General features: G+C 65.3%; 11 protein-coding genes. 6 read left to right on the plus strand and 5 right to left on the minus strand.

From position 1 onward, the window contains the following. Positions 1–105: 105 nt before the first annotated feature. The 4 genes from dctP to H1D44_RS16525 form a co-directional block, all read right to left on the minus strand. Positions 106–1,209 carry a TRAP transporter substrate-binding protein DctP gene (dctP, locus tag H1D44_RS16510; RefSeq protein WP_181516021.1) on the minus strand — a complete coding sequence of 368 codons (1,104 nt, stop codon included), beginning with the start codon at positions 1,207–1,209 and terminating at the stop codon, positions 106–108. A gap of 374 nt (positions 1,210–1,583) precedes the next feature. Continuing rightward, entirely contained in the window at positions 1,584–2,954 is a 1,371-nt protein-coding gene (locus H1D44_RS16515) for a TRAP transporter large permease (RefSeq protein ID WP_181516024.1), read from the minus strand. Between the two features lie 21 nt (positions 2,955–2,975). Continuing rightward, complete coding sequence (locus H1D44_RS16520; protein WP_181516026.1) at positions 2,976–3,572, minus strand: TRAP transporter small permease subunit; 597 nt, start codon at positions 3,570–3,572, stop codon at positions 2,976–2,978. A gap of 78 nt (positions 3,573–3,650) precedes the next feature. Further along, positions 3,651–4,754: a TRAP transporter substrate-binding protein gene (locus tag H1D44_RS16525; protein ID WP_181516028.1), complete on the minus strand. Its 1,104-nt coding sequence runs from the start codon at positions 4,752–4,754 to the stop codon at positions 3,651–3,653. A 317-nt stretch (positions 4,755–5,071) separates the two neighbouring features. On the opposite strand from H1D44_RS16525, the gene H1D44_RS16530 reads away from it, so the two are divergent. Continuing rightward, positions 5,072–7,171 carry a GNAT family N-acetyltransferase gene (locus tag H1D44_RS16530; protein ID WP_181516030.1) on the plus strand — a complete coding sequence of 700 codons (2,100 nt, stop codon included), beginning with the start codon at positions 5,072–5,074 and terminating at the stop codon, positions 7,169–7,171. Positions 7,172–7,234: 63 nt separating this feature from the next. Further along, the gene (locus H1D44_RS16535; RefSeq protein ID WP_181516032.1) at positions 7,235–8,713 is read left to right on the plus strand and encodes an aminoacyl-histidine dipeptidase; all 1,479 of its coding nucleotides are present in this window, start codon (positions 7,235–7,237) and stop codon (positions 8,711–8,713) included. 73 nt (positions 8,714–8,786) lie between these two features. On the opposite strand, the gene H1D44_RS16540 is transcribed toward H1D44_RS16535, so the two are convergent. Continuing rightward, the gene (locus H1D44_RS16540) at positions 8,787–9,260 is read right to left on the minus strand and encodes a Dps family protein (protein WP_181516034.1); all 474 of its coding nucleotides are present in this window, start codon (positions 9,258–9,260) and stop codon (positions 8,787–8,789) included. A 285-nt stretch (positions 9,261–9,545) separates the two neighbouring features. Here H1D44_RS16540 and H1D44_RS16545 point away from each other — a divergent pair, with 285 nt between their 5' ends. From H1D44_RS16545 to H1D44_RS16560, 4 genes are read left to right on the plus strand one after another with little or no spacing between them, the layout of a single operon-like run. Beyond that, positions 9,546–10,100: a hypothetical protein gene (locus tag H1D44_RS16545; RefSeq protein WP_181516036.1), complete on the plus strand. Its 555-nt coding sequence runs from the start codon at positions 9,546–9,548 to the stop codon at positions 10,098–10,100. Further along, a complete protein-coding gene (locus H1D44_RS16550) occupies positions 10,097–10,459 on the plus strand; it encodes a putative periplasmic lipoprotein (protein ID WP_181516038.1) in 363 nt (120 codons plus the stop codon). The genes H1D44_RS16545 and H1D44_RS16550 overlap by 4 nt, the downstream gene beginning before the upstream one ends. A 35-nt stretch (positions 10,460–10,494) precedes the next feature. Continuing rightward, positions 10,495–11,172 carry a DUF1007 family protein gene (locus H1D44_RS16555; RefSeq protein ID WP_238984567.1) on the plus strand — a complete coding sequence of 226 codons (678 nt, stop codon included), beginning with the start codon at positions 10,495–10,497 and terminating at the stop codon, positions 11,170–11,172. Beyond that, positions 11,163–12,197, plus strand: a complete 1,035-nt coding sequence (locus tag H1D44_RS16560) for a nickel/cobalt transporter (protein WP_422671772.1) — start codon at positions 11,163–11,165, stop codon at positions 12,195–12,197. Before H1D44_RS16555 ends, H1D44_RS16560 begins: the two co-directional genes overlap by 10 nt. The last annotated feature ends 3 nt before the right edge of the window (positions 12,198–12,200 follow it).

Consider the following 12,200-nt stretch of genomic DNA (forward strand, 5'->3'; position numbering starts at 1 on the left):
CTCGTTGAGCGTATCGATCGCCTTGGCAATCGCATTCATGGAGCAAGTCTCCGACGTCGAAACGAAGGCCGCCCCGGTGATGTCACCGGGGCAGCAGCAGGGGGCTTACAGGCAGGCTTCGAGCTCTTCCAGTGACGGTAGGTTGTCCATGGTGCGGCTCATGTTGTAGGGCACGGAGATGTCACGCCAGGTGGCGTAGTGCTCCAGGTAGCTGACCATGGAGTGGTAGACCTTGGCGTGCAGGGGGTTCTCGCAGGCGCCGCGCAGGATCACCTCGTTGGTCATTTCCTGAATGCGCTCGAGGTCCTCGTCGGAAAACTGGTGGATTTCCACGCCGGCATCGATGAACTGCTCGGTGCCCTCGGTGGAGCCGCGCTCGGACCAGGCCAGCGACCAGGCCATGGTGGCGTCAGCGGCGATCTTCAGTTTCTCCTGAGTCTCCTCGGAGAGGGCGTCCCAAGCGTCCTTGTTGATCATCACGCCGAACACGCTGGCGGACTGGTGCCAGCCGGGCACGGACCAGTGCTCGACCACTTCAGCGAAGCCCAGGGGGTAATCGACCCCGGGAGTGGAGAATTCACCGGCATCGACAACACCGCGCTCGATGGCCTGGTAGAGTTCGCCGCCGGCCAGGGTCACCTGGGAGCCGCCGAGTTCCTCCAGCACGCGACCCTGGTCACGGCCGGCCAGGCGGATACGCTTGCCCTCGAGATCGGCCAGGCTCTCGATCGGGGTGCGACCCATGAAGCCGGATTCGTTGTTGGTGATGCCGTAGGGCAGGTAGACCATGTTGTAGTCACCGTAGATCTCCTGGTAGAGATCCCAGCCGCCCCACTGCTGGATCCAGTTCAGGTAGTCCACACCGTTGAACAGGCTAGTGGTGGTGGCCAGTGGCGAGAAGGCCGAGTCTCTACCGGCCCAGTAGCCTGGCCAGTCGCCGGAGGCCTCGATGCTACCGGTTTCGGTGGCATCGAACACCTCGGTAGGTGGCATCAGGGTGCCGCCGGAGCGAAACTCGATCTCGAGCTCGTCACCGGCGAGCTTGTTGACGAGGTTCACCCAGTGACGGTCGATCTCGATCAGCGCAATGTTGTCCGTCCAGGTGGTGGTCATGGTCCAGCGTTCCTGGGCCTGGGCGTTAGTGCTGAAGGCAGCCAAGGCGATCCCTGCCGCCAAGCCGGACAGTACAAATTTTGTCTTCATCTTCATGTCGTGCTCCCTTCTGGGTCTTGTTGTGTTGCCGTAAAGAGAAGAACCCTACCGAAAATGGTGCATCCCGGGTGCCTGCGCCTCGGGGGCACCGGTTGGACGTTCGACAAACATCGACAAGCTAGCATGCAGGCATGACAGGAATCGATAGTCTCCCATCGACAGCGTAGCGCCTCGCAGGCGCTCTTGCCGACAGTCGGTTACGGTTGATTAAGAAAGGTGAAAAGTAGATGTGCCTGTAATGAAAGGCAAAAGCGGGTGGCCGGTGGCCAGTCGAGGAGGAGAGGTGGCTTGAGCCGAGGTCAGACTAAAGTCTCGAGTGTTTTCGACCATCTGGACAGGCGCCCGAGCCTGGCTCGGGCGCCTGACGCTAGCTAGCGTCCGCCGTAGACCTGGGAGGGTAGCCAGGTGGCCAGCGGCTCGTAGAAGAACACCAGGAATAGCCCCAGCATCTGCAGGGCCACGAAGGGGGCCACCCCCTTGTAGATATCCACGGTACTTATGCCTGGCGGACACACGCCCTTGATGTAGAACAGGGCGAAGCCCACCGGCGGCGTCAGGAACGAGGTCTGCAGGCAGATGGCGAAGAGGATGGCGAACCATACCGGGTCGACGCCGAGACTGAAGACAACCGGGGCCACCAGCGGCAGGATGATCAGCGTGATCTCCACCCAGTCGAGGAAGAAACCCAGCAGGAACACCACCAGCATGATGGTGAGTACCACCCCCGCCGGGCCGAAGGGCAGCCCGGTGATGGCATCGCGGATCACATCGTCGCCGCCCAGACCGCGCAGGACCACGGCGAAGATGGTGGCGCCGACGAAGATGCCGAAGATGAAAGCCGTGGTGCGGGTGGTCTGATAGAGCGCCTTGGAGACGATGTCGAAACTCAGCCGGCGGTTGAACAATGCCAGCAGCATGGCCCCCATGGCGCCCACCGCCGAGGCCTCGGTAGTAGTGGCAAAGCCGGTGAAGATCGAGCCGAGCACCGCGACGATCAGCGCCAAGGGCGGCAGCACGGCAATCAGGACGTCGAGCAGGGCTCGTGCGTTGAGGGGCTCGCGATTCTCCGGTGCCGGGGCCAGGTCCTTCTTTATGTAGGCGGCAACCAGGATATAGGCGATATACATCAGGCCGAGCATGATGCCGGGTATCAGGGCGCCCATGAACAGGCGGCCCACCGAGGCCGCCGAGGTGCCCAGGCGGTCGGCCATCAGTACCAGCATGATGCTGGGCGGTACCAGGATACCAAGGGTGCCCACCGAGCAGGCGGTGCCCACCGCCAGTGACTTGTTGTACTTGGCCTGCAGCATGGGGCCGATGGAGAGCATGCCTAGCAGCACCACCGAGGCGCCGACGATGCCGGTGGAGGCGGCCAGCAGTACGCCGACGATCACCACCGTCACCGCATAGCCGCCGCGCAGCCCGCCGAGCACGCGCACCAGGGAGTTCATCAAGCGCTCGGCGATCCCCGAGCGGTCGAGCATGATGCCCATGAAGATGAACAGTGGAAGCGCCACCATCAGCTCGTTGGCGACGATGCCGTATAGCCGGCGGTCAAGCACGCCGATGGTGCCGCCCCAGGAAAACCAGAGATCGGCCCCCATGTGCTCCACCAGCACGTGTCCGATGACGGCAAACAGGAAACCGATGCCGGCCAGCGCCCAGGCCACCGGGAAGCCGATCAGCAGCAGGCCCATGAAACCGGCAAACATGCCGATGACGAGATATTCTTCGAGACCCATGATCACCCTCGCTGAGGCACGTTAACGATGGTCCACCGGGCGGCGCAGCGGCAGCTCCCGAGGAAAATTGAACAGGTAGGTGCAACAGCGCAGCGCTCTCGACGACAGGGCGATGGCGATCAGTGCCATGCCGATTGGCAGCGTACTCTTGATGATGAAGCGGTAGGGCAGGCCGCTGGGTGCCTGGGAACGCTCGCCTCGGGCGAAGGAGCGGTAGGCGTACTCGGTAAGGCCATCGACCATGAAATAGAGCACTGGCAACACCAGTAGCACGATGCCGAGCAGCTCGACCCAGGCCTGGAAGCGCAGTGAGAATTTTTCACGCAGCACGTCGACGCGAACGTGATCGTCGGTGACCACGGCGTAGGCCAGGGTCAGGATCATGGTAGCGCCGAAGAAGTGCCAGGAGAGCTCCTCCAGGGCGATCGAGCCGCGGCCCAAAATGAAGCGGCTGAACACGTTGGTGAGTACCACAGCCAGGGTGACGAGCCAGAGCCAGGAAAGCAGCTTGCCGAGCACGGCGATTGCCGTGTCCACCACATGGCTGATGCGGTTGGTGGGCAACTCCGGGCGAAGCGTTGAATGATCCGAAGGGGAGTCGGAGTGCGGTGATGACATCGGGCAGCCTCATGCATGTTGCCGCAAGCCGGGAGGCCGGGTGCCGGAGGGACTCCTCCAGCACCCGGCCTTTACCCGTCAGTTCGAGTTGGGGGCGTAGTAGGAGCGCGGCAGGTATCCCTTGGAATGCCAGTTGCCGTGGACCTGCATCCAGTCACGCTGGCTTTCCAGCACGCGGGCGAAGAGGTCGTCCTCGCTGGCCATCTCGTCCAGCACGCGCATGGTGACCTCTTCCAGCTCCTCGAGGATCTCCGGCGACAGGGTCTGGGCATTCACGCCTTCGGCTTCGAAGCCGGCCAGCGCCTGAGGATTCTCCCACTCGCTCTCGGAGAAGCCGAACAGTGTGGCGGATCGGCAGCCGGTCTCGATCTGGGCGCGGCTCAGGTCGGAGAGGTCGTCCCAGGTTTCCTGGTTCACCAGCAGGTGGGAGGTGGTGTAGGTCTGGTGCCAGCCGGGCATGATGTAGTTCTGCACGATCTCCTGCATGCCGAGGATGCGGTCCACCGCCGGGGCGGAGAACTCCAGGGCGTCGATCGTGCCGCGCTCCATGGCCTGGTAGAGTTCGCCACCGGGTAGCATGGTGACCGAAGCCCCCAGCTCTTCCATGACGCGGCCGCCGATACCGGCGAAGCGGATTCGCAGTCCGTCGATCTGATCGAGGGACTCCAACGGATCGGCGAACCAGCCGGCGGCTTCCGGCCCGATGACGCCGCACAGCAGTGCCTTGACGCCGTAGGGCTCGTACACTTCCTGCAGCAGTTCGTCGCCATCGCCGAAGTAGTGCCAGGCCATGAAGGCGGGCGGTTCCATGCCGAAGGGAGGGCCGGAAAGCAGCGGCAGGACAGGGATGCTGCCCTGGTCGTAGCCGATCCAGGTAAAGCCGGCCGGATAGCGGTTCTCGGAGACCGCATCGAGGATCTCGAACGGCGGAATCAGCTCGCCCGGCTCGTAGTAGCGCAGGTTGATGTTGCCCCCCGAGATCGCTTCCAGGGTTTCGGAGAGATGCACCACCGGGGTGCTCAGGCCGACCAGGTGCGAGGGAAAGGCGATGGGTACCTGCCAGCGCACACGCTCCTGGGCATTGGCGGTGCTGGTCATGGCTGCACCGGCCAGAACCACGGCGGCTGCCGTACCGGCCAGCTTGAAGCGCGAGGAGAGCTTGGGGGCGAGTGAGGCTTGCATAGCGCGACTCCACTTGTTGTGACGGATGTTGTTGTAGGAATGACGAATCCCAGCGCCGACATTAGCCATGGCTAAGCGTGGAAGGCAATTGATGGAAAATTGGTAAGACCAAATGTCGCGTATGTTGCGGCGCTACGATGTGGCGACGGTTGTTGCGTAATTGGTGTTACCAGTAGGTAAATACCGGCAAAGTGTTGCTAAATGATCGAAGTAAGGTGCTAATGTTTAGCAAGCTCATTTGCTTGGTGCGATAGAGAAGTGCGACCAATTGTTAACGAGACATCGCCGCCGAGGGTAGTAAAACAGAGGGAGTCACAGTGGCTGAGCCCGAGGTGAAGGAAATATTAAATTGGTCTGACCATATTGAGCGGCTCGGGTGGCGTGCTCTGGTATGGGTGCCCGCCGATGCCTGCACTGCTCGGCGTCAGGCCGAGGCGCTGTGGCAGTCACATGGGTGGCGCTCACCCTGCTGGATCTCGCGGGCCTCTCCTGGCGCTAGCGCGCAGCAGGCATGGCTGCCTCTTGCCAAGGCGCGAACCCGACTGGGAAGCGAGCATGACCTGATCGTCTTCGACGCCCTCTGTGGTGAAGGCTTCGATGCGGACGCCTTCGGCGCCTTGAGCGGCACCCTGCGCGCCGGCGGCCTGCTGGTCCTGCTGACACCGCCTGCCGCCGTGGTCACGGCGAGCCCCTACATGGCACGCCTGCTGCGGCGCCTGTCGCATGACCATAGCGTGCTGCGCTGGGCTCCGGGCCGGCCGCTGCTGCTGCCCGAGCTGCCGGCCGTAGCGCCCCGCGACTGTTTCGGCAGTAGCGATCCGGACTGCCTGACACGCGACCAGGCCGAGGCGGTCAGTCGCCTGACACGACTCAGGCGTCGCCGCCCGCTGGTGATCACCGCCGACCGTGGGCGTGGCAAGAGCGCAGCGCTCGGCATCGCTTGCGCTCGCCTGCTGGCGACCGGACACGACACCCTGTGGGTGACCGCCCCTCGGGCGGAGGCGGTCAGCGCCTTGTTCGAGCGCCTGGAAGCGCTGCGACCGCAAGGCCAGCGTCAGGGCAATCGCTTCCTTGATGTCCAGGGCGGGAGCGTAGAGTTCGTCGCACCCGATGAGCTGAGTGCCAGGGTCGAGCTTGGCCAGGCCGGGGGGCAGGGCAGCTGGCTGTTGGTGGACGAGGCTGCTGCCATTCCCGCCGCCATGCTGGGGCATTGGCTTGCCGCCTTCCCGCGCCTGGCCTTTGCCACCACGGTGCATGGTTACGAAGGTTCCGGGCGTGGCTTTGCCCTGCGCTTTCGCGAGCGGCTCGTCAGACAGACCCCTGATTGGCGAGAGTTCCACCTCTCCACGCCCGTGCGCTGGGCCGAAGGCGACCCGCTCGAGCATCTGGTCAACGACCTGTTGCTGCTCGATGCCGAGCCACCGCCAGCGACCCCTGCTGAGTCGCTGGAAGTGAAAGCCTGGCAGCGCTCGGTGCTTGCTGCCGACGAGCCGGCACTGCGCGAGACCTTCGGCCTGCTGGTACAGGCGCACTACCGCACCACGCCGGCCGACTTGCAGCGCCTGCTCGACGAGCCGGGACTTCACCTGACAGCCCTGCTGGATCGTGACCACGCCCAAGCCGTGGTGGTGTGTGGGGATGAAGGCGGCTTCGAGCCTGAGCTGGCTGAACGAGTGGCAAGAGGGGAGCGGCGCTTGCCTGGAAACCTGCTGGCGCAGTCGCTGGCCGCCCATGCCGGCTGCCGGGAAGCGCTGACGGCACGTCTGCGGCGAGTGCAGCGTATCGCGGTACACCCCGAGCGGCGCCGTGAAGGGCTGGGAAGAAGGTTATTGGCGCACGAGCGCGCAGTAGCTCGAAGGGACGGCATCGAGCTGCTGGGGGCCAGCTTCGGTGCCGAGCCTGGGCTGCTGGCTTTCTGGCAGTCACAGGGCTTTCGCACGGTACGATTGGGCCTCTCGCGAGAGACCTCCACGGGAGAGCATGCCATCATGGTGGTCATCCCCGTCGGCGCCGGTGGCGAAGCGTTGGCGGAGGCATTGGCTCGGCGCTTCCAGCATCTGCTGCCTGCGTTGCTGGCCTTCGAGCTGGCGGATCTGGATCCCGAGTTAGCCTTGCTCCTGCTGGCAGAGGGTGAAAGCCCTGACCTCGATGGCTTCGAGCGCAGTGATATCGAAGACGTGGCGTTCGGCCGGCGTGAGCCGGCCCTGGCTCGTCCCGCGATCCAGGCGCTGATACGCTGCGCCGCCGTCGCGGGAAGTCGTGAGCCCGAGCTCGCCTGGCTCGCCGGGTGGGCCTTTCAGGGGCGCGACTTTGCCTGGCTGGCGGCGCGGGCGGGGGGCGCCGGGCGGCGCCAGGCCATGTCCTGGCTGCGAGACGTCGTGGCCAGGCTGTCTGGCCACGAGCCGAGCCGTTGCTGACAGGGGGTTTTCCCCGCCTCGCCGGCCCGGTAAGGTAGCTCGGTTATCCTCATGAGACCCATCATGAACGCACATCTCGAGCAGCTCTCGCCGCAGCCTCTGTGGCGGCACTTTCGTACCCTCTGCAACACGCCTCGGTCCTCGGGCCAGGAAGCCGAGCTGGTGGCCATCCTCGAACGCTGGGCCGAGCAGCAGGGGCTGGAACATGACCGCGACGACTTCGGCAACCTGCGCCTGAAAAAGCCCGCCACGCCGGGGCACGAGCAGGCCCCGGGAGTCATCCTGCAGGGCCACCTCGACATGGTCGCCCAGGCCAATGCCGATCACCCCCACGACTTTACCCGCGACCCGATCGAGACCTATGTGGAAGCGGGCTGGCTCCGTGCGCATCACACCACCCTCGGCGCCGACAACGGCCTGGGTGTGGCGGCGGCGCTAGCCATCCTCGAGGACGACACGCTGGTACACGGCCCGCTGGAGGCGCTGTTCACCCTCGAGGAGGAGACCTCGATGGGTGGTGCGCTGAACCTGGGGGAGGAGTGGCTCGAAGGCGACCTGCTGCTCAACCTGGACTCGGAGGATCGTGGTGAAGTGTTCATCGGCTGTGCCGGCGGTGCCGACATCGTGGTGGAAGTTCAGCTGCCCACCGCCGAGACGGGGCTGGACGAAGTGGCGCTCGAACTCTCCCTGACCGGGCTGCTGGGCGGCCACTCCGGTATGGACATCCATCTCGGGCGGGGCAACGCCAACCGCCTGCTGGTCCGCGTGCTGCGAGTATTGGAAGCCTACGATATCCGCCTGGCCAGCTACCGTGGCGGCACCCTGCGCAATGCCATCCCGCGTGAAGCTTTTGCCACCCTGCTGCTGCCGCAGGACGAATGCGACGCGGTGGAGCGGCGCATCGGCGAACTCGAGCATGAGCTGCGCGCCGAGCTGGCTGGGGTCGATGATGGGTTGTGCCTGACGGTCTCACGCCTCGAGAGCCCACCTGCCGAGGCGCTCAATGCCCAGGCCAGCCACATGCTGCTGGCAGCACTCAACGTGGCGCCCTACGGCGTGGAACGCATGAGCAGCAGCGTTGCCGGGGTGATGGAGACGTCCAACAACCTGGGTGTAGTGAGCCTGGAACAGGGGCGCTTTCATCTCTGCGCCCTGGTACGCTCGCTGCGCGACAGTGCGGTCGAAGCCATGGCCGACCGCTTTCGCGGGCTGTTCGACCTGATCGGGGCGCGCACGCGGGTCGAGAACGCCTACCCCGGCTGGACGCCGGCGCCCGACAGTGCCCTGCTGGCGCGCTTCGAGCGCCTGCATCTCCAGCTGGTGGGGCGCGAGCCCGCGGTTAAGGTGATTCATGCAGGACTCGAGTGCGGCATTCTGGCGGGCAAGTATCCCCACCTCGAGATGATCTCCTTCGGTCCTTCGATCCGCGGCGCCCACTCGCCCGACGAGCGGGTGGAGCTGAGCTCGGTGGAGGAGTTCTGGTGCCTGCTGCGCGGACTGATCGAGGACCTGGCCGCGGCCCCTGCCGCCGACAGGGCGTGAGCCGTCCCGCGCCGCTGCGAGAGCAGCGGCGCGGGGGAGCGGTGGGGGAGCGCTCGATGGCGGTAGTCTGTGCTCAGCCCAAGTAGGCGTTGAGCATCCACACGGTCTTTTCCTGCTCGCGGATGTAGTCGCCGGCCTGGGCGGCGGTACCCTCATCGTCGGCGTCCGAGGCCAGGGCCAGCACTTCACGCTGCAGCTCGATCAGGGTCTGATAGCCGGCGAGCACGCCGCGCACGCAGGCCTCCCCGTCGTGCACGTCCTTGGCCTCGCGGATCTGCGACATGGCCACGTAGTCGCTGTAGGCGTGCACCGGCTTGTGGCCCAGGGTCAGGATGCGCTCGGCCACTTCGTCGACCTTGGTCAGCAGGTCGGTGTAGAACTCCTCGAACTTGGTGTGCAGCTCGAAGAACTGCGGTCCCTTGACGTTCCAGTGGTAGCCGCGGACGTTCATGTAGAAGATCTGGTAATTCGCCAGCAGTGCGTTGAGTTTCTCGGCAAGCTGGCTGGCGCTGGCCTGATGGAGGCCGATGGCATTGGTGTCGCTCATTATCCTGCTCCTTGGTTAGGGTGGAATTCGCGCTTGAGTGTGCTGTACCAAAGTCTAGAGGTTTGCCCGGCTTTGTATAAGCACTTTCTGGTGATCGTATCGATAGCCCAGTTGCATGACGGCCCTCCTTTGGCTGTTTTCTCGAGCGGTGCCGCCGCGTCACGCCCATTTGCCTGCCGTGCCGGGAACCCGAGCGCCTCAGGGGACTCTCAAGGACGGCAGTGATGCCTTGCAAGGCGAGCAGTTCGACGTAGACTGCGGCCAATGATGAACAGGAGAACCTCCATGCGCCTGTGGTGGATGATGCCCGGTCTGGCCTTGCTGGCTGGCTGCCAGGCGACGCCGACGGAACTGCCCTCTGCCGAGCCGCGGCCCGCAGCGGAGTGCCGCTGGGAGGCCGGTGATATCGCGCCTCGAGAGTGGGTGCGCCTGGCGCTCGATGCCCTGGAGGCGGATGACTTCGTGGTTCGCGATACCGATCCGGCGCTGGGGCTGGTCAGCGCCGAGCGGACCCGGACGATCCCGGGCTATGGCGACCGCTACGACGGCTGGGGGTCCACCGGCGTCTTTGGCGGTGTCGGGCTGGGGGGCGGCAGTCGCGGCCTCTCTACCGGCGTGATGATCGGCTTTGGGGGGCCTGCTGGAAGCGCCACGCAGGACGCGACCCGTCTCGAGCGTGTCTCGTTGGTGGCCGACTCGAGCTGGGTGCGGGTCAGTCGCGACATCCAGGTCATCGACTGGCGCGGCGAGCTGCGCGAGACCCGTAGCGGCAGCGATGCCGGCTTCTGCGATACGCTGCGCCAGGCGATGACGGCTACCGCCGCAGGGGGGGAGCCATGAAGCACCGCTACGCCATGCTGCTGGTGCTGCTATTGATGACCGGCTGCGCGACCTCGCCTCAGGCGCCGGAGCCGCGCGAGCTGGCGATGGCCGCCCCGCCGGAGCAGACCCTGCGCGAAGTCGTTGGTCTGCTGATGGAGGAGGGCTACGTGATTCGCCGTGCCGATGCAGATCAGGGCCGCGTGGAGGCCGTGTTGGCACGCTGGCCGGGGTACCGGGTCGAGGTCATGGTGACACCGGAAGGCCAGGGTTCACGGACATCGCTCACGGCCACCCGCAGCGGCAGGCCGCTGCCGCCACATACTCTCGATCCGCTACTGGCCGAGCTGCAGCGTCGCGTAGGCCTGGCACCCCGATGACTTCATTCATGATTTCGTGAGAGATGTACCACTGCATGATTCGCTTGTTGATTTCTCGCTATGGCATGGCCAGGTCCGCCTGGCGAATGCTGCTGATGTTCTCGCTGCTACTGCCAGGCCTGGCCCTGGCGCACCCTCACGGCTGGATCGACATACGCATGCGGCTGGTGGTCAATGAGGCCGGTCACCTTGAAGGGCTGCACCAGTCCTGGCGCATGGATCCCTTCTACAGCCTGGTCTTGCTGGAAGAGCTCGGCCGCGGCGAAGGCGGGCTGGATGCGGGGCTCGACCGCCTGGGCGGTGAGATTCGCGGCAACCTGGCTCCGTTCGACTTCTTCACCGAGGTACGCCTGGGCGAGGAGCGGCTCGGCTTCGGCGACGTCACCGAATACACCGCGATGGAGCGGGGCGGTCGGGTGGAGTTCATCTTTCTCCTACCCCTGGAAGAACCCCATGAGCTGAACGAGCGGACGCTGCAGTACAAGGTGTTCGACCCTACCTATTACCTGGAGGTCGTGCACGAGGCGGAGGGTGAAACACCGCTGGAAGATGCCCTGCTGGTGGGCGGGGAGCTCAACTGTAGCAAGCAGATCGTACCTGCCAACCCCGACCCTGAGCGGGTGATGCAGGCCGCCATGCTAGACGTGACCGATGAGGCCGAGCCTGGCTTGGGCCGTCATTTTGCCGAGACTGGGGTGGTGACATGCGAGTGATGGCAATGGCCAGCAATCGTTCGAGGCTGCTTGGGCTGGGCCTGCTGATCCTCGCCGGACTGGTCCTCTATTTCCTCTCCCAAGGCGGGCTGCAGTCGCTGAGCCTGCAGCTGGTGGCCTGGCAGCGTGACTTTCATCGCGCCCTGACCATGGCGATAACCAACTTCTCCGGCACGCCTTCCTCAACGGCGTGGATCACGCTGCTGGGCATCAGCTTCGCCTACGGTGTCTTCCATGCCGCCGGTCCCGGGCATGGCAAGGCAGTGCTGACGACCTACCTGCTCTCGCAGGGCGGAGCGGTGCGCAGGGCCCTGGCGCTCTCATTTGCCGCCTCGCTGCTGCAGGGCGTGGTGGCGATCACCCTGGTGGTGGTGCTGGTGCACGGGCTGGGCTGGGTGACCCGACAGGCGATGGGCAGCGTGGTCTGGGTTGAGCAGGCCAGCTTTTTGATGGTGGCGCTGCTGGGGGCCTGGCTGTGCCTGCGGGCGATCCGCCAGCTGCGGCGCATCCCGGCGAGCCGTGAGCAGGCAGGGCACGCTCACGATCACGACCATACGCATGAACACAGCTGCTGCGGCGGCCATCACCATGTCGACCCGAGCCAGGCAGCCGACTGGCGCACGGCGTTGGCCACCGTTGTCGCCATCGGCATTCGTCCCTGTAGCGGGGGGGTCCTGCTGCTGGGCGCTGCGACCCTGCTGGGCCAGTTCATGGTCGGGGTGGCAGCGGTGATGGTGATGGCGCTCGGTACGGCGCTAACGGTTTCCGGGCTGGCACTGGCCAGTGTCTTCGCCCGCGGCTGGGCCGAGCGGCAGCTGGTGAAGCAGAACAGCCTGCAGCGAGCTGGCCGCCTGCTGAGCTGGGCGGCGCTGGGTGGTGGGCTGGCCATCATGACGCTGGGTGTCTCGCTGTCCATCACCGGCGTGACCCAACCCACTTCGGACCCCCTGCTGGGCGAGCCGCCCGGGCGCAGCGCCCCGGCGGAGCGTAGCTCGCCGCCTGCCGGTCATCCTTTCGGCGGGTAAGAG

The sequence above is a fragment of the Billgrantia kenyensis genome (assembly GCF_013697085.1).
In the GTDB taxonomy this organism is placed as follows: domain Bacteria; phylum Pseudomonadota; class Gammaproteobacteria; order Pseudomonadales; family Halomonadaceae; genus Halomonas; species Halomonas kenyensis.